The following is a 17114-nucleotide window of genomic DNA, read 5'->3' as shown; positions in this document are numbered from 1 at the left end:
CTTTCAAGCTGCGGAAGCGCGTGCCACCTCTGCGGTGATCGGGTCGGGGGCCGGGCGGCCGAAGTGGTAGCCCTGGGCGTACTGGTAGCCGAGGTCGCGCAGGTAGTCGGCCTGTTCGGCGGTCTCGACGCCCTCGGCCACGGCGCGTAGGTCCAGGCCCCGGCAGACGTGGATCAGGGCGTCGACGATCACGGCGCGGCGGCCCGGTTCGGTGATCTCGTCGACGAAGGACTTGTCGACCTTGATGACGTCGACCGGGACGGTACGGAGCAGGCCCAGCGAGGAGTGTCCGGTGCCGAAGTCGTCGAGGGCTATCCGGATTCCGGAACGGTGCAGGGTCTCGACGGCCTCGGTGGCGGTTCCACCTCCGAAGATGGCCGTCTCGGTCACCTCGATCAGCAGGTCGGACGGGCTGATGCCGGTCTCGGCCAGGATCGACATGACCACGTCGGGGAAGCCGGGTTCACTCAGCTGGCGGGGCGACACGTTGACGCTGATGTAGCGCGGCGCCCGGTCGCCGGTGGTCTCGCGCCAGGTGGCCAGCTGACGGCAGGACGTCCGCATGATCCACTCGCCTAGTTCGCAGATCAGGCCGTTGTCCTCGGCGATCGGGATGAAAGCGGCGGGGCTGACCGGGCCGCGCACCGGGTGCGTCCAGCGCACCAGGGCCTCGACGGCGACCGTGCGGCCGTCGCGGAGGTCGACGATCGGCTGGTAGTGGACCTGGAAGTCGCCGTCGTCGAGGCTGTGCCGCAGGTCGGCGCCGAGGCGTTCCGCGGCCTCGGCGCGTTCGTCGAGCTCGGGCGTGTATTCGACGAGCTGGCCGCCCGCAGCCTTGGCCGCGTAGCGAGCCGTGTCGGCACGCCGCACCAACTCGGCGGCAGAGATGCCGGACGAGGCGGCCGGCGACGAGGCCGAGACGCCCGATGAGACCGCGGGGGCGACGGCAGGGCCGGACGAGGACGCCACGCCGAGACGGGCGTTGAGGAGCAGTTCGTGCTCGCCGGCGTGCACCGGGTGGCGCAGGACCTCGGCGAGGCGCCCGGCGACCGTCCGGCCGTCGCTGTCGAGGGTGTCGTGTACCAGTACGGCGAACTCGTCGGAACCCATCCGGGCGACGACGTCGCCGTCGCGGAGGCTCTGCCGGAGCAGGTCGGCCACGGCGATCAGGGCCTGGTCGCCGACGGCCCGTCCGAGGCGGTCGTTGACGTGCTTGAAGCCGGCCAGATCGATCATGATCATGTGGCAGGGCTGGGTGGCCACCGCGGCGGCGGCCTGCTGTTCGAAGTCGCGGCGGTTGGGCAGGCCGGTCAGGTCGTCGCGCATGGCCAGTTCGCGGAGCTGGCAGGCCTGGCTGTCGACGCGGGTGATGTAGCCCCTCATCCGGGTGGCCACGAGCAGGAACAGTGTCATCGAGCCGATCGCGACGGCGGCCCAGCTGACCCGGCCACCGCCGCGTTCGCCCTGAACCAGCAGGACGGCGGGGACCAGCAGGGTGGAGGCGGTCAGTACGAGCAGCCGGCTGCCGCCCAGACTGTCGCGGTCACCGCTGACCGGCTCGGCCATCGACGGGTGCGCGGCCGCGGCGGCCCAGCAGGCGTACGCGAGCAGGTATCCGGCGTACAGCAGGGTGGCCGGGATCAGGCCGGGCAGCAGCGTGTAGACGACGTTGCCGGCCAGGGTGAGCGCGCTGCCCGCGGTGAGCAGCCAGAGGCTGGGACTGCGCGGGCCGCGGCGCAGCAGGATCGGGGCGATGACCGCGCACAGCAGCACGCCGGCGGTGGGGTATCCGGCGGTCACGGCACGGGTGAGAACGGGGACGGTGGTGTCGGCGACCACCGGCTCGATCATGAACGTCCAGTAGACGATCCCGACCCCGACCCCGATGATCGCCGAGTCGATCAGGTTGCCGGAGAGGAAGCCGCCACGGGGGAGGCGTTCCCGGGTGAGCCGGAACAGCGCGACCGTGAGCATCGGATAGGCGCCCAGGTACAGGGCGTCGGCCCAGGACGGATAGGCGGGCGGGGCGCCGCCCAGTGTCTGCGCGGCGTAGACGATGTCGCCGAGGACCCAGGTGCCGACGCCGGCGGCGAACAGGTACCAGTTTCCCGGTGCCGCCGGGCGGTGCCGCCGGGCGCCGGCCACCATCACCGCGCAGGAGGCGGCCGAGATGAGGGTGGAGACGGCCACGGAGACCCGGCCGTACGGCAGGAGGCTGTACGCCACCACCGCTCCCAGCCCGCAGAACAGCCAGAGCAGCCACCCGGGGGAACGCGGAGAACTCGGCACATAGGGCTAATTCGGTCGCGGAGCTGGGAGATTGAGCACTCAGTTCACTCCGACCTCAGCCGATCTGTCGTCCGACGGTTCGCGGGGAGCGGGAGAGAGTGAACAGGTACAGCCGGGTTTGCCTTGTGGTTCTCATCGTGGCGGCGGCATGGTTCGCGGTCACAGTGATCGCGCCGGTCGGGCCGGCCTGGCTGCTGTGGGCGCCGATCCCGGTGTCCGGGCTGCTGGTCGCGGCCGCTTTCCGGTCGGTCTCGCGGAATCCGGGACTGCCGGCGCCGACCGTCGCGTTCTGGAAGCGGCTGACCCCGGTCCCGGTGGTGGTGACCGTGAGCCAGGCGACACAGGCCGTGGATGTTCTGACGCATCCGGGCGCGCGCACCTCGTACACCCATCCCTTGACGTTGATCTTCGGTGGCCTGGCCCTGCTCGGGGTGATCCATGCGCTGATCCGGCTGCCCAGTGGCGGGGAACGGCCGGGGGCCGGTGCTCTGGTCGCTCTCGACGCCGGATCGGTGGCGCTGGCCGCGGCGGTGTTCGGCTGGCATTTCGGCACCCGTGAGGCGTTGCGGGCCGGGACGACACCGCAGGTACTGGTCTCGCTGGTGCTCACGGTGCTCACCGGCCTGACGGTGTTCGCCCTGGCCAAGGCCGTGATGTCGAGCCACTCGGCGATCGACGGGCGCGGGTTGCGGCTGCTGGCCGCGGCCGCGACGGTGGGCGCGCTGACGCCGATGCTGCAACCGCTGCTGGCGGCGACCGGGGATCGGCTGTTCGTGGCGCAATTGGAGATCCCGCTGGTGATGTGGTTCGCCGCGAAGGCGGCCGAGGCGCAGTGGCGGGACGTGCCCCGGGTGAGGTTCCGCAAGCGTCCGTACAGCGTGCTGCCCTACGCCGCGGTCGCGGCGGTCGACGGGCTGCTGCTGGTGACCGCCTGGCGGGGTTCGGACGACATGGTGGCGGTGGCGTTCACCGCGGTGGCGCTGACCGGGGTGGTCGTCTACCGGCAGATGACGGCGCTGCGGGAGAACGCCCGGCTGGTCGAGCGGCTGGATCACGCCGCGTCGCACGACGCGCTGACCGGGCTGGCGAACCGGGCGCTGTTCCAGCGGCGGTTGGAGGAGGCGCTGCGTGCGCCCGGGACCACGCATGTGGCAATGCTGGACCTGGACGGCTTCAAGGAGATCAACGACACGTACGGCCACGAGGCGGGCGACCTGCTGCTGACCCGGGCGGGGGCGGCGCTGAGTGCGGCGGTCGGTCCGGGTGACACCGCGGCGCGGCTCGGCGGGGACGAGTTCGTGCTGGTCCTGCCGGGTTCGGCGTGTGAGGAGGCGTCCGCGGTGGCGCGGCGGGTGCTGGACGGGCTGCGCGAGCCGGTGCTGGTGGGCGACCGGTCGTTGCACGTGCGGGCGAGCATCGGCATCGGCGGCGGCACGGCGGGCGACGACCCGGCGGAGCTGCTGCGCACGGCGGACACCACGATGTACGCCGCCAAGCGCGTCCCGGGATCCGCCTACGTGCACCACGAATACGACAGCGCCGCGGTGGCCTGAAACGTCACCGGACGGTGCGCCGGGACGCGATCCGCAGGTCGGCCTCGATGGCGGCGGTCGCGGCGAGCAGCGGCGGCAGGATGCGGTCGCGGATGTCGTCGACGGTGGCGCGGGCGGCGTGCACCGAGACGTTGACCGCACCGGTGACGGCTCCGCCGCGGTCCCGGATCGGTGCGGCGATGGCCCGCAGGCCCTCCTCGAGTTCCTGGTCGACGATCGAGTGGCCCTGCAGGCGGACCTGGGCGAGCTCGGCGCGCAGGGTCTCCGGGGCGCAGATGGTCCGGTCGGTGAGCCGGTCGAGGCGGGCCCGGCGCAGGTAGGCCTCGAGCTCGGACTCGGGTAGTCCGGCGAGCATCACGCGGCCCATCGAGGTGGCGTACGCCGGGAACCGGGTGCCGACGTTGATCGCGACCCGCATGATCCTACTTGTCGGGACACGGGCGACATAGACAATATCGTCACCGTCGAGCACCGACATCGACGACGACTCGCGCACCTCGGCGACCAGGCGTTCCAGGTGTGGCTCGGCGACCTCGGGCAGCGAGATGCTCGACAGGTACGAATACCCGAGCTCCAGCACACGCGGTGCCAGCGAGAACAGCCGCCCGTCGGTGCGGACGTAGCCGAGGTCGGTCAGTGTGAGCAGGAAGCGCCGGGCGGCGGCACGGGTGAGCCCGCAGAGACGGGCCACGTCACTGAGCGTGAGTTCAGCGTGCTGAGCGTCGAACGCGCGTATGACAGCGAGTCCCCGTTCCAGCGACTGGACGTAGTACGGTTCGCGCGGCATCAGATGATCGAACCCCGTCGTTGACGTGACACGGGGCACATCATAGCGTTCTCCATGAGAACTCACGTTCGTCATGCGCACAGATTTCGAAGGAGTAAATATGCGGCGTCTTCTCGCGGGGCTCGCGGCGGCCGTGCTCGCCGGCTCCCTGGTGGGCTGCAGTTCCGATTCCGGCGGCGGCACGACCGGGGAGGGCGGTGTCGACCAGGTCAAGGTCGGTGTCATCCCGATCGTCGACGTGGCTCCGATCTACCTGGGCCAGCAGAAGGGCTTCTTCAAGAACCGCAACATCGGGCTGACCCTCGAGGTCGCGTCGGGCGGCGCGGCCATCGTGCCGGGCGTGACGAGCAACGAGACCCAGTTCGGCTTCAGCAACTTCACCTCGCTGCTGATCGCACAGACCAAGGGCCTGCCACTCAAGGTCGTGGCCGCGGGCGTCGCGTCGACCGGTGAGGCCGGCAAGGACTTCGGTGCCGTGGTGGTCAAGGGCGACAGCCCGATCAAGACGCCCAAGGACCTCGCGGGCAAGAAGATCTCGGTGAACACCCTGAAGAACATCGGCGACACCGCCACCCGCGAGACGATCCGCAAGGCCGGCGGCGACCCGGCGTCGGTGAACTTCGTCGAGATGCCCTTCCCGAACATGCCCGCCGCGCTGGACAAGGGCGAGGTCGAGGCCGCGTGGGTGGTCGAGCCGCAGCTGTCCACCATCAAGGCCGCCGGTGGCCGCGAGATCGCCTCGACCTACGTCGACGTCGCGCCGAACCTCACCGTGGCCGCCTACTTCACCTCGCAGAAGCTGATCGCCGACAACCCCGACCTGGTCAAGCGCTTCACCGAGGCGATGAACGAGTCGCTCACCTACGCCGACTCCCACCCGGACGAGGTCCGCGCGATCCTCGGCACCTACACCAAGATCGACGAGAAGCTCCGCGCGTCGCTCGTGCTGCCGAAGTGGCCGGCTCAGATCAACGAGGCGTCGCTGCAGACGCTGATCGCCCTCGGTGAGAAGGACGGCATCTTCAGCGGCACCCCGGACCTGGCGAAACTCCTGCCGTGACGACGGCCCGCCGTGGCTCCTCGGTCCAGGCCGGCAACCCCGTACTGCTCGGGGTGGCCGGCCTGGCCGGGTTGCTCCTCATTCTCGAACTGGTGCCGCGCCTCGGGCTGGTCGACGAGAAGTACCTGCCGCCGACCAGCACGATCGCGGCCGCCCTGGCCGACGAGGCGGGCGACCCGGCGTTCTGGACCGCGCTGTCGGACACCCTGGTCGCCTGGGCGATCGGCCTGGCCATCGCGGTCGGCGCCGGGGTGCTGGCCGGCCTGGTGATCGGCTCGGTGCCGGTGCTGCGGGCGCTGACCGCCTCGACGATCGAGTTCCTGCGTCCGATCCCCTCGGTGGCGCTCATCCCGCTCGCGGTGCTGATGTTCGGCACCGCGATCGAGTCGACCCTGCTGCTGGTCGTCTACGCCTCGTTCTGGCAGGTGCTGGTCCAGGTGCTCTACGGGGTCGCCGACGTGGACCCGGTCGCCTTCGAGACCGCCCGCAGCTTCCGGTTCTCGGCGTGGGCCCGGATCCGGCACGTGCTCTGGCCGACCGCCCTGCCCTACGTGTTCACCGGTGTGCGGCTGGCCGCCTCGGTGGCCCTGGTCCTGGCGATCACCGCCGAGCTGGTGATCGGCTCGCCCGGCCTCGGCCAGGCGATCGCGGTCGCGCAGTCGTCCGACGCGGTGCCCACCATGTACGCCCTTGTCGTCGTGACCGGCATCCTCGGTGTCCTGATCAACCTGCTGGCTCGTACCGGCGAGCGCCGCCTGCTCGCCTGGCACCAGTCCGTACGGGGCGAGGTGACCGTCTGATGGGGGTCCTCAAGAGAGCAGGAACCGTGGTCGCGCTGCCGCTCATCCTGTTCGCCGGCTGGTACGTGCTGAGCGCCGGCAGCGAGAACTTCTACTCGCCGCCGCTCAGCAAGATCCTCACGGCGTTCGGCGACACCTGGCAGCTCGACCGGATCCGGGCCGACGTGCTGCCGAGCCTGCTGCGCCTGTTCGCGGGCTACCTGCTGGCCGCTCTGATCGGTGTCGGCGCCGGTGTGGCGATCGGCCTCAACCGCCGGCTGCGCGCCACGGTGGAGCCGGTCCTGGAGTTCTTCCGGGCCATCCCGCCGCCGGTGCTCGTACCGGTGATCATGCTGTTCGCCGGCATCGGGAACGGCATGAAGGTGACCGTCATCGTGTTCGGGTGCATCTGGCCGATCCTGCTGAACACGGTGGAGGGCGTCCGCGCGGTGGACAGCGTGGTCCTGGAGACGGCACGCTCGTACGGGGTGAACGGCACCGCCCGGATCACGCACGTGGTGCTGCCGTCGGCCAGCCCGCAGATCGCGGCCGGACTGCGCCAGGCGCTGTCCATCGCGATCATCCTGATGGTGATCAGCGAGATGTTCGCGGCCAGCAACGGTCTCGGCTTCACCATCGTGCAGTTCCAGCGCAGCTTCGCGATCCCCGAGATGTGGAGCGGGATCATCCTGCTCGGCCTGCTCGGTTTCGGGCTGTCGCTGCTCTTCCGGCTCGCCGAGCGGCGGGCGTTGCGGTGGTACGAGGGCCTGCGCGCGGCGCAGCGCGCCGGCTAGGGGGCGGTCATGCTCGAAGTCAAAGGACTGCGGAAGGTCTACAGGACCGGCACCCGCGAGGTGGAGGCGCTGCGCGATCTCACCTTCACCGTGGAGAACGGCGACCTGGTCTGCCTGGTCGGGCCGTCCGGCTGCGGCAAGACGACCCTGCTGCGCTGCGTCTCCGGCCTGCTCGACCCGACCTCCGGGGACGTGCGGGTCGACGGCAAGGCGGTCGACGGGCCGCCGCCGGGCATGGCGGTGGTCTTCCAGGAGTACGGGCGCAGCCTGTTCCCCTGGATGAACGTGCGCGACAACGTGGAGCTGCCGCTCAAACAGAAGAAGGTGGCGAAGGCGCGCCGGGCCGAGCTGGTGGAACAATCGCTGGACGCGGTCGGGCTGACCGGTTCCGAGTCGGCGTACCCCTGGCAGCTCTCCGGCGGCATGCAGCAGCGTGTCGCCATCGCGCGGGCGGTCGCCTACGAGCCGCAGACGCTGCTCATGGACGAGCCGTTCGCGGCGGTCGACGCGCAGACCCGCGCCGACCTGGAGGACCTGGTCCGGCAGCTGTGGAAGCGGCTCGGCGTGACCATCCTGTTCGTCACGCACGACATCGACGAGTCGGTGTACCTGGGTCAGCGGGTGGTGATGCTGTCGTCCTCGCCGACCGTGGTGCAGGACGAGCTGATCATCGACCTGCCGGAGGCGCGCGACCAGCTGACGACCCGGGCCGACCCGGCCTTCATCGCGCTGCGGACCAGAGTCTACGAGCAGATCCAGGCGGCGAAACGTAACGCCGGGCAATAGGACGACAAAACAAAAGAGCTCGGTCATCTCGTACGGATGACCGAGCTCTTTCTTTGATCGATCAGCGAACGCCGATCACGTCGCGAAGCTCAGCCCTCGCATTGCCGGCGGTCTTTGCGGAGAACGCCGTGGCAGCGGTCGGATCCGGCTGCGGAACCGGGTCGCACCGCTTGTCGGAACGGTTGCCGCGCACCCGGTCCGGCAGCTCGCCGGTGGTCAGGTAAGTGGCGATCGTGTCGTCGGTGCAGGCAATCCCGCTCAGCGAACCGGAGTGGGTGGTGCCGCCGACGCCCTCGATGAGCACCGAGCGCGGGAACCGCTTGCGGACCTCGAGTGCCCCCGAGTACGGCGTGGCCGCGTCGTTGGTCTCGGCGATCAGCAGGATGGGCGGCGACTTCTTGCCGTTGATCTCCACAGGCTTGCCCGCCTTGGCGCCCCAGTTGAGACAGGGCGCGTTGTACCAGGCGTTGTTCCAGGTGATGAACGGGTGCCTGGCGTGGATCGCCCAGTTGTCCCGCTTCCACTTCGACCAGCTCTGCGGCCACTGCACATCGGTGCACTGGACGCCCAGATAAACGGCGTAGCCATTGTCGGAACCGGGCGCGCCGGGCTCGGCGTAATTGTCGAGCAACGGGGCCGGGTCCTTGTCGTTGACCCACGCGGCGAAGGCTTCGGCGACGCCCTCCCAGCCGTAGACGTAGTAGCCGGCCGAGACGAAGATGTCGTTCCACTCGTCCGGGCCGATCTTGCCGGCCGCCGGGTTGCGGATCAGCGAGTACAGCGTCGAGTAGTACTTCTGCTTCACCGCCTTGGCCGTGGTGCCCAGGTGATAGGTGGCGTCGTTCTTCGCGATCCAGCCGAAGTAGACGTCCATGTTCTTGTCGAACTGGATGTCCTGGTCCAGGTTCGCGGCGTACCAGACCCGCTCGGGGTTGACGACGCCGTCGAAGACGAACCGGCGGACCCGCTCCGGGTGCAGCGTCGCGTAGACCTGGCCGAGGTAGGTGCCGTACGAGAAGCCGTAGTAGTTGATCTGCGAGACGCCGAGGGCCTTGCGCAGGCTCTCCACGTCGGCGACCGTGTCGGTGGTCTTGAGATGGTCCAGCAGCGCGCCGCCCGCGGCGTCGCACGCCTTCGCGTACCCCTTGGCCTTGGCCAGCCAGGTCTTCTCCAGCTGACGGGTGACCGGCACGTAGAACGGCCGGTTGTAACCCGCGTAGTCCGGGTCGCAGGTGAGGGCCGGAACACTCGAGCCGACGCCGCGCGGGTCGAAGCCGATCCAGTCGTAGAACTCGCCGGCGCCGTTCGGCACGGCCTCGCCGAGCGTCGCGAGGCCGAGGCCGGAACCGCCGGGACCACCCGGGTTGGTGAGCATGACGCCCTGGTACGCGGCGTCACTCGACTTGTGCTTGATCCGTGACACCGCGATCTTGATCTTCGTGCCGGACGGCTTGCGGTAGTCGAGCGGGACCACCAGGAAACCGCACTGCGCGCCACGCGCCTGGAGGCTGGGGCGCGTGCAGGTGCCCCAGTCGATGGCCGGCGGGTTGTAGCCGGCGGTCTTCGCGGTGGCCGCGACCGGGACCGTCCCGGCGCCGATCAGAAGACCGACGGAGGCGGCGATGGTGGCCGCCAGGATTCTTCGCATCCCTTGCCTTCCGTTGTCGAGCCGCCCGTCACAGCCGGTCCGGCCCGGGGCGGTTCCCGCAGCCTAACCATCCAGGCATGCCCATGCGCCGACATGCAGACATGGGCATGTGTTCATATCGCGGTAGGTATTGATTGGTATGAAAGTTCGAGAGCGTTCCGGTGCGATGCTTCGGCTCGACTGTTCCCCTGAGTACACGGAGGACCACCCCGTGCGAGCACTCTCGATCGTCAGCGTGGGCGGGCTGATCGCCGCCGGCCTCGCTGTCGCCACACCGGCACAGGCCGCGGCGGCGCCGGACATCCCGGTCGCCAACGTGAAGGCCCACCTCAGCCAGTTCCAGAGCATCGCCACCGCCAACGGCGGCAACCGCGCCCACGGCCGGCCCGGCTACCTGGCCTCGGTCACCTACGTCAAGAACCTGCTCGACGCGGCCGGGTTCACGACCACGCAGCAGTCGTTCACCTACAACGGGGCGACCGGCTACAACCTCATCGCCGACTGGCCCGGTGGCGACACGACCGACACGCTGATGATCGGCGGGCACCTGGACAGCGTCACCGCCGGCCCCGGCATCAACGACAACGGATCCGGCTCGGCCGGCATCCTCGAGGTGGCCCTCCAGGTCGCCCGGTCGAACTTCCAGCCCGACCGGCACCTGCGGTTCGGCTGGTGGGGCGCCGAGGAGCTGGGGCTGCGGGGCTCCACGTACTACGTCAACTCGCTGACGGCGGCCCAGCGGGCCAACATCGGCGGTTACCTGAACTTCGACATGATCGGCTCGCCGAACCCCGGCTACTTCCTGTACGACGGTGACAACTCCGACGGCACCGGCAGCGGCCCCGGCCCGGCCGGCTCGGCGCAGATCGAGGCCACGCTCGCCTCGTACTTCACCTCGATCGGCGTGCCCACCCGCGGCACCGACTTCGACGGCCGCAGCGACTACGGCCCGTTCATCGCCAACGGCATCCCGGCCGGCGGCATCTTCACCGGCGCCGAAGGCAGCAAGACGTCCGCGCAGGTCAGTCTCTGGGGCGGCACCACCGGCCGCTTCGACCCCTGCTACCACGCCTCCTGCGACACCGTCACGAACATCAACGACACCGCGCTGGACCGCAACAGCGACGCCATCGCGCACGCCGTGTGGACCCTTGCCGACGGCGGCACCACCACCCCGCCCGGCGAGACGGTCTGGTCCGACGGCCTGGAGACCGCCACCGGCTGGACCCAGGGCACCACCGACACCGCCACCGCCGGCCGGCTCGAGCGCGGCGACCCGGCCGCGACCAGCAGCTCCGGCGTCACCACCCAGCTCGGCACCGCCGCGGGCGGCACCTACGCCCTGGTGACCGGAGCCACCGCGGGCGCGAGCGCGGGCGCCAACGACCTCGACGGCGGCATCAGCACCATCACGTCACCGTCGATCACGCTGCCGACCGGCACGCTGACGCTCAACCTGTCCTGGTACCTGGCCCACCTCAACAACGCCACCAGCGCCGACTACCTGCGCGTCCGCGTCGTCTCCGGCACCACCACGACGACCGTGCTCACCCAGTCGGCGACCGCCACGAACAAGGCGGCCGCCTGGACGACCGCCACGGCGAACCTTTCGTCGTACGCCGGGCAGACGATCCGCCTGCAGGTCGAGGCCGCCGACGCCGGCACCGCCTCACTGGTCGAGGCCGCCGTCGACAACCTGTCGATCACCCGCTCCTGAGCAGGGTCTTCCCGCCCGCCGGTTCCTCCGGCGGGCGGGTAACCCTCAGAACTTCCTCGGAACAGGCCTTGTCCTCCACCGGCCCGTTCAGAGGCCGGAAAACCTTCAGAAGCCGCTCCGGGCCGCCGATGAGGCACCACAGCCCCTGACGCGGCCAGAGAAGGAGCACCGCATGACGCAGCCGGCCGGGTGGTATGCCGATCCGAGCGGTCTGCCGGCGCAACGCTGGTGGGACGGCCGGCAGTGGACCGACCACGTCCAGCCCGGCGGGGCCCCGACCCCGCCGCCCAACGGATACTTCCCGCCGGTCCCGCCGAGCGGCCCCGCCGTACCCGGACCGCACACGGTCACCCCGGACGATCCCGATCAGGTGCCGCTCTACGCCACCCAGCCGGCCGCGAGCCGGCAGCACGGCGGACCGCACCCCCTGCCCGAGAACCGGCCGGTCGCTCGCCCGCCGCACCCCGAGGTGCCGGCGGTGCCGTACTCGATGCCGCCGGTGGACGCGGTGGCCCAGCAGACCCCGTTCTCGATCGCGGTGGCCCCGGAGGACGACGGCGAACGGGCCGCCGGCTGGCGGAGGGTCGCCGGGCCGGTCGCGCTCGCTCTCATCGCCGCGCTGGTGCTGGCCCTGGTCGCGATCATCCTGATCGGCCCGTGACCGCCTGGAAGCGTTGTGATAGCGATCTGAGAGCGCCGTCCAGCATTCTGGTCTCACCGGGCGGGGTTCACGCCCCAAGCTGCAGCCCCGCCCGGCCGGAACTCAGTCTCCGGCCAGATCCCGGCGGATCGCCCAGACCGCCACCGGGACCGCCGCCGCCGTCCAGGCGAGCAGGAACAGCAGCGCCCTGGTGTTGCCGGCCGAGGCCATGGCGAACGAGGCGAACGGCAACCCGATGTCCATCCGGTTGATCAGGCCCTCGGCGAACAGCAGCCACGCGAACAGGCCGCCGAGAAGCCACATCGGATGCCGGACCACGGTCGTGCACAGCGCCCCGAACACCGCCATGACCGGCGCCACCAGCACCGTCGACGCGTAGTGCGCGGCGCTCTCGTCCAGCAGCACGGCCACTCCGCTGACAGCGGCCAGCGTCGTACCGAGCACCGCCGCCACAGCGCATTGCCCGATCAGGACCTTCCAGCGGTGCGGATGGCTCAGGAACACCAGCACGGCGGTCCGGTGCTGGTAGTGCTGCGAGGTCACGATCACGGCGATGCCGAACGCGCCGATCCCGGCGAACAGTGACCACGCCTCCTTGCTGAACCAGCCGAACAGCGCGGCCATGAAGGCGAAACCGATCAGCGCCAGCCAGGACGAGCGGATGCTGACACTGCGGTACAGGTCACTGCGGACGATGGCGATCATCGGGCACCCGCCACATTCGCGTTCATGAAGATGTCCTCCAGGTGCTGGGCCTCGGCCACCAGCTCGTACACGGGGACCTGGATCTCCAGGGCGATGTCCCCGGCCTGCTCGGGCGTGAGCCCGCCGACGTACAGCCGGTCGTCCTCGGCGGCGACCGCGGCGCCCGCCTTCTCGTACGCCTCCGCGAGCCGCACCGGATCACCGCCCCGGATCCGCAGCCGCGCGGTCCCGGCCAGCTCGGCCAGCGGCGCGGCCGCCAGGATCCGCCCCTCGCCGATGATCACCACGTCGTCGACGACCTGCTCCAGCTCGGCCAGCAGGTGACTGGAGATCAGCACGGTGCCGCCGGCGTCGGTGTGCCCGCGCAGCAACTCCCGCAGCCAGGCCATCCCGGGCGGGTCCAGGCCGTTCGCCGGCTCGTCGAGGACCAGCACGTTCGGCTCGCCCAGCAGGGCCGTCGCGACCGCGAGGCGCTGGCGCATGCCGAGCGAGTAGTCGCCGGTCCGCTTGGCGGCCGCGTCCTCGAGGCCCACGAACTCCAGCAGCGGCCCGACCCGGCTGCGGTCGATGCCGCCGAGCAGCGCCTGGGTGACGAGATGGGCGTAGCCGGACTGCCCCGGATGGCTCAGGCCCTGCTCGAGCACCGCGCCGACATGCCGCAGTGGCCGGTCCAGTTCCCGGTAGCGCTTGCCGTTGATCAGGGCGGTGCCGCTGGTCGGCCGGGTGAGGCCGAGCAGGATCCGCAGCGTGGTGCTCTTGCCGGAGCCGTTGAGGCCGAGCAGGCCGGTGACCCGGCCGGGTTCAGCGGTGAACGTCACGTCACGGACCGCCGCCACCCTCCCGTAGGTCTTCGTCAGATCCCGGATCTCGATCATGGCGGGCATTCTCCCCGGTCCTGTCAACCCTCCAGCCGTCACGCACCGCTGCCCACCCCACCCGAGACAGCGGTCCGCGACCGCCAGGAAGATCCAGCTGTGCCGCGGAGATCCGGACCGTCCGAAGTGACCGATCACGGATAGACAGGTGCGTGTTCGGGAACTGGAGGGCTAGCGTGGCCCACCACGCGGTCCGGCCCTCCTGCGGAAGGACGTCATGTCCGGAAACGGTTCCCCAGCACACCGCGCATCGGGTTCGGTGCAGCGCAACCGGATGATCGCCGTCGGTGCCGGGCTGCTGCTCGCGCTGATTCTGCTCTTCTCCACCCTGGCCCTGTGCAGCAGCCGGGGTGACGATCCGCCGACCGCGGGGCCTGCGACGAGCGCGAGTTCGCCGGCGCCGTCCGGGCCGGCCGGCTCGGGTCCTCCGCCGCCCGGGGCGGTGCAGCCGGGAGCGTCGGGCCCGGCCGAGGGCACGCCGGGCGGGACGACCAGTTCAGACCCGACCACTACCACTTCTTCAGACCCGGCCACTACCACTTCAGACCCGGCCACTACCACTCCGGAGCCGACCGTCACCGCCCCGGAGCCGGACACCGAGCCGTCCGACGATCCGCCGACGCCGTCGGGTGGTGTGGACGCGGGTGGTGGCGGCCTCGTTCCGGGGCGCCGGCTCACCCTTCTCGTCACGGGCGTGTTCCTGTTGCTGGCGGCGGGCGCCGCCGGTGCGTACGCCCTCCGTCGCCCTCTGCACCACCGCTGACCTGGACATGCCGCAGATCCGTGACCGGAGAGCGGCGGCCTTCGCCGCCGTCCTGGCCTGCCTGGGAACCGGGACCGTGGCGCTCGGCCTGCGCACCGAGGACGGCCTGCCCCCACCGGTCCCCGCCGCCGTCTCCGCCGCCGTCTCCGCCGCACCCGCCCCGTCCCCCGGATCGCCGGCGCCGATGAAAGGCCGGCCTCCGTCCCGGGGGATGAAGGCGTCGGTGCCGGTGCGCCTGCAGATTCCGGCGATCAAGGTGGACACCGAGGTCATGACGCTGGGGCTGCGGCGCGACGGCACGCTCGAGGTGCCGCCGCTGCGTGGTGACGCCCCCGCCGGCTGGTACCGCGATTCGCCGACACCGGGCGAATCCGGCGCGTCGGTGCTGGCCGGGCATGTGGACACGGCGCGGGACGGCCCGGCGGTCTTCTTCCGGTTGCGGGAGCTCAGGGCAGGCGATGCCATCGCGGTACGGCGTAAGGACGGCACCGTGGCGAGGTTCGAGGTGTCCCGGGTCGCCACCTACCCGAAACAGGACTTTCCGAGCAGTGAGGTGTATGCGCCACTGGCCTCTCCGGGACTGCGCCTGATCACCTGTGGCGGGGTCTTCGACCGGGGTGAGGGCAGCTACCGGAGCAACGTCGTGGTGTACGCGGACCCGGTTACGTAACCGGTTCCGACCGGCTTTTCGGTCAGTTTGGTTCCGGAACCCGGGGGGTTCATGCCGATCGACGTGGTATGCCGGTTCGGTCTGCTTGACATGGAGCGACAGCGATTGGTTCTGTGACGGGCATCATTGCGATCTTGTTTCGGAAGGAACCCCTCCGCATGACGAGACACCGCCCGATCCGCCGCGCCGCCGCGGTGGCGCTGACATTCGGGCTCGCCCTCACCGCCACGCCGGCGCTGCCGGCCTCCGCGCACACCGGATGGGGCTCGGGAACCCAGAACCTTGGCCCCAACGTCACCATCTTCGACCCGAGCATGCCGGTCGCCGACATCCAGGCCAAGCTGGACGCGACCTACACCAAGCAGGTCGACGCCGAGATGGGCACGGCCCGGTACGCGTACCTCTTCAAGCCCGGCACGTACGGGACCGCCGAGCAGCCGCTCCAGATCAAGGTCGGCTACTACACGGAGATCAGCGGCCTCGGGGCCAAGCCCGGCGACGTGGTGATCAACGGCAAGGTCGAGGCGTACAACCGTTGCCTCAGCTCCGACCCGGCGAACCCGAACTGCATCGCGCTGGTCAACTTCTGGCGCACCCTGTCCAACCTGACCGTCAACATCAACGGCGCGGGCCAGGACGGCTGCCGTCAGACGGCGAACTTCTGGGCCGTGTCGCAGGCCGTCTCGCTGCGCCGCACCCAGTTCAACGGCGGCACCCTGTCGCTGATGGACTACTGCACCGCCGGCCCGCAGTACGCCAGCGGTGGCTTCATCGCCAACAGCAAGCTGCCGAACACGGTCAACGGCTCGCAGCAGCAGTGGCTCACCCGCAACAGCGAGGTGGAGACCTGGTCCAACGCCGTGTGGAACCAGGTGTTCTCCGGCGTGGTCGGGGCGCCCGACGAGTCGACGTTCCCCAACCCGCCGTACACCACCCTCGAGAAGACCCCGGTCAGCCGGGAGAAGCCGTTCCTGTTCGTCGACGCCAAGGGCAAGTACCAGGTTCGCGTGCCCGCGGCCAAGCGCAACACGGCCGGCACCTCGTGGGACGACACCTCGGGCCGTACCATCCCGCTCTCCGACTTCTACGTCGCGAAGCCGGGTGACTCGGTCCAGAAGATCAACCTGGCCCTCGCGGTCGGCAAGCACCTCCTGATCACGCCCGGCGTCTACGACGTCGCCAGCAGCATCAAGGTGTGGCACCCGAACACCGTGGTGCTCGGTCTCGGCCACGCCACGCTGACGGCCGTCAAGGGGTCGATCCCGATCGACGTGGCCGGCGTCCCCGGCGTGGTCATCGCCGGCGTCACCATCGACGCCGGCCTCAAGGAGTCCCCGGTCCTGCTGCGGGTCGGCCCGAAGCACGGCATCAACATCAGCTCGGCGGCCAACCCGACGACGCTGAACGACGTGTACTTCCGTGTCGGCGGCCCGCACATCGGCAAGACCGACATCGCGCTCGAGGTGAACAGCGACAACGTGCTGATCGACCACACCTGGGTGTGGCGCGGCGACCACGGCGTCGAGGGCTTCACCAACGGCGTGAACGGTGACACCGACCGCTGGAAGACCAACACCGGCCGCTACGGCGCCGTCATCAACGGCGACGACGTCACCGCGACCGGCCTGTTCGTCGAGCACTTCCAGAAGTACAACACCGTCTGGAACGGCGAGCGCGGCACCACCGTCCTGTACCAGAACGAGCTCCCGTACGACCCGCCCACCCAGGCCGACTGGATGAACGGTTCCGTCGAGGGCTACGCCGGTTACAAGGTCGGGGCCAAGGTCAAGAAGCACCAGCTGTACGGCGGAGGCGTCTACGTCTTCAACCAGAACAACCCGCAGATCCACACGGAGAACGGGTTCGAGGTGCCGAACACGCCCGGCGTGAAGCTGCACCACATCATGACCGTCAACCTCAGCGCCGGCATCATCGACCACGTGGTCAACGGCGTCGGGGAGCCCGCGGACATGACGAAGGTCGGGCAGCCGGTCTTCGTGACCGACTACCCCGCCGTCCCGTAGTGA

15 protein-coding genes are annotated in these 17114 nt (G+C 70.2%); 10 read left to right on the top strand and 5 right to left on the bottom strand.

The genetic code is table 11. The features are described 5' to 3' along the window. Positions 1–3: 3 nt before the first annotated feature. Positions 4–2226 carry a putative bifunctional diguanylate cyclase/phosphodiesterase gene (locus CLV67_RS37845; protein WP_239166736.1) on the bottom strand — a complete coding sequence of 741 codons (2223 nt, stop codon included), beginning with the start codon at positions 2224–2226 and terminating at the stop codon, positions 4–6. 200 nt (positions 2227–2426) lie between these two features. On the opposite strand from CLV67_RS37845, the gene CLV67_RS37840 reads away from it, so the two are divergent. Then, positions 2427–3842 (top strand): GGDEF domain-containing protein, encoded by a 1416-nt coding sequence (locus CLV67_RS37840; protein WP_146169447.1) that lies wholly within the window; start codon positions 2427–2429, stop codon positions 3840–3842. 4 nt (positions 3843–3846) lie between these two features. Here the strand turns inward: CLV67_RS37840 and CLV67_RS37835 are convergent, their stop codons facing one another. Further along, on the bottom strand, positions 3847–4629 hold the full coding sequence (locus CLV67_RS37835; protein WP_170154157.1) for an IclR family transcriptional regulator domain-containing protein: 783 nt from the start codon (positions 4627–4629) through the stop codon (positions 3847–3849). 100 nt (positions 4630–4729) lie between these two features. On the opposite strand from CLV67_RS37835, the gene CLV67_RS37830 reads away from it, so the two are divergent. Genes CLV67_RS37830 through CLV67_RS37815 form a run of 4 tightly spaced genes read left to right on the top strand, consistent with a single transcriptional unit; the run spans position 4730 to position 8048 of the window. Then, positions 4730–5689, top strand: coding sequence for an ABC transporter substrate-binding protein (locus CLV67_RS37830; RefSeq protein ID WP_106327353.1), 960 nt, complete (start codon positions 4730–4732; stop codon positions 5687–5689). Next, on the top strand, positions 5686–6489 hold the full coding sequence (locus CLV67_RS37825; RefSeq protein WP_106327351.1) for an ABC transporter permease: 804 nt from the start codon (positions 5686–5688) through the stop codon (positions 6487–6489). The genes CLV67_RS37830 and CLV67_RS37825 overlap by 4 nt, the downstream gene beginning before the upstream one ends. Beyond that, positions 6489–7262 (top strand): ABC transporter permease, encoded by a 774-nt coding sequence (locus CLV67_RS37820; protein WP_106327349.1) that lies wholly within the window; start codon positions 6489–6491, stop codon positions 7260–7262. The genes CLV67_RS37825 and CLV67_RS37820 overlap by 1 nt, the downstream gene beginning before the upstream one ends. 9 nt (positions 7263–7271) lie before the next feature. Then, positions 7272–8048: an ABC transporter ATP-binding protein gene (locus CLV67_RS37815; protein ID WP_106327347.1), complete on the top strand. Its 777-nt coding sequence runs from the start codon at positions 7272–7274 to the stop codon at positions 8046–8048. Positions 8049–8109: 61 nt separating this feature from the next. Here CLV67_RS37815 and CLV67_RS37810 read toward each other — a convergent pair whose 3' ends face one another. Further along, positions 8110–9696 carry an alpha/beta hydrolase gene (locus CLV67_RS37810; protein ID WP_106327345.1) on the bottom strand — a complete coding sequence of 529 codons (1587 nt, stop codon included), beginning with the start codon at positions 9694–9696 and terminating at the stop codon, positions 8110–8112. 211 nt (positions 9697–9907) lie between these two features. Between CLV67_RS37810 and CLV67_RS37805 the strand changes: the two genes are divergently transcribed. Continuing rightward, positions 9908–11413, top strand: coding sequence for a M28 family metallopeptidase (locus CLV67_RS37805; RefSeq protein ID WP_373873190.1), 1506 nt, complete (start codon positions 9908–9910; stop codon positions 11411–11413). Positions 11414–11585: 172 nt separating this feature from the next. Next, a complete protein-coding gene (locus tag CLV67_RS37795; RefSeq protein WP_106327339.1) occupies positions 11586–12074 on the top strand; it encodes a DUF2510 domain-containing protein in 489 nt (162 codons plus the stop codon). Between the two features lie 102 nt (positions 12075–12176). On the opposite strand, the gene CLV67_RS37790 is transcribed toward CLV67_RS37795, so the two are convergent. Together CLV67_RS37790 and CLV67_RS37785 are read right to left on the bottom strand one after the other, a co-directional pair. Beyond that, positions 12177–12779, bottom strand: coding sequence for a hypothetical protein (locus CLV67_RS37790; RefSeq protein WP_106327337.1), 603 nt, complete (start codon positions 12777–12779; stop codon positions 12177–12179). After that, on the bottom strand, positions 12776–13654 hold the full coding sequence (locus CLV67_RS37785) for an ATP-binding cassette domain-containing protein (RefSeq protein ID WP_106327335.1): 879 nt from the start codon (positions 13652–13654) through the stop codon (positions 12776–12778). The genes CLV67_RS37790 and CLV67_RS37785 overlap by 4 nt, the downstream gene beginning before the upstream one ends. Positions 13655–13871: 217 nt before the next feature. On the opposite strand from CLV67_RS37785, the gene CLV67_RS37780 reads away from it, so the two are divergent. From CLV67_RS37780 to CLV67_RS37770, 3 genes are all read left to right on the top strand, one after another. Next, entirely contained in the window at positions 13872–14417 is a 546-nt protein-coding gene (locus tag CLV67_RS37780) for a hypothetical protein (RefSeq protein ID WP_106327333.1), read from the top strand. Next, positions 14380–15087 (top strand): class F sortase, encoded by a 708-nt coding sequence (locus CLV67_RS37775; RefSeq protein WP_239166735.1) that lies wholly within the window; start codon positions 14380–14382, stop codon positions 15085–15087. Before CLV67_RS37780 ends, CLV67_RS37775 begins: the two co-directional genes overlap by 38 nt. Positions 15088–15245: 158 nt before the next feature. Continuing rightward, positions 15246–17111, top strand: coding sequence for a glycosyl hydrolase family 28-related protein (locus CLV67_RS37770; RefSeq protein WP_106327331.1), 1866 nt, complete (start codon positions 15246–15248; stop codon positions 17109–17111). Positions 17112–17114 lie beyond the last annotated feature (3 nt).

This window comes from Actinoplanes italicus (assembly GCF_003001815.1).
GTDB lineage: Bacteria > Actinomycetota > Actinomycetes > Mycobacteriales > Micromonosporaceae > Actinoplanes > Actinoplanes italicus.
This window is presented reverse-complemented; position numbering and strand designations above follow the sequence as displayed.

Coding starts and splice junctions, on each gene's coding strand:
- CLV67_RS37835 (WP_170154157.1), bottom strand. CDS start 4,629: ATGCCGCGCGAACCGTACTACGTCCAGTCGCTGGAACGGGGACTCGCT.
- CLV67_RS37830 (WP_106327353.1), top strand. CDS start 4,730: ATGCGGCGTCTTCTCGCGGGGCTCGCGGCGGCCGTGCTCGCCGGCTCC.
- CLV67_RS37820 (WP_106327349.1), top strand. CDS start 6,489: ATGGGGGTCCTCAAGAGAGCAGGAACCGTGGTCGCGCTGCCGCTCATC.
- CLV67_RS37815 (WP_106327347.1), top strand. CDS start 7,272: ATGCTCGAAGTCAAAGGACTGCGGAAGGTCTACAGGACCGGCACCCGC.
- CLV67_RS37810 (WP_106327345.1), bottom strand. CDS start 9,696: ATGCGAAGAATCCTGGCGGCCACCATCGCCGCCTCCGTCGGTCTTCTG.
- CLV67_RS37795 (WP_106327339.1), top strand. CDS start 11,586: ATGACGCAGCCGGCCGGGTGGTATGCCGATCCGAGCGGTCTGCCGGCG.
- CLV67_RS37790 (WP_106327337.1), bottom strand. CDS start 12,779: ATGATCGCCATCGTCCGCAGTGACCTGTACCGCAGTGTCAGCATCCGC.
- CLV67_RS37785 (WP_106327335.1), bottom strand. CDS start 13,654: ATGATCGAGATCCGGGATCTGACGAAGACCTACGGGAGGGTGGCGGCG.
- CLV67_RS37780 (WP_106327333.1), top strand. CDS start 13,872: ATGTCCGGAAACGGTTCCCCAGCACACCGCGCATCGGGTTCGGTGCAG.
- CLV67_RS37770 (WP_106327331.1), top strand. CDS start 15,246: ATGACGAGACACCGCCCGATCCGCCGCGCCGCCGCGGTGGCGCTGACA.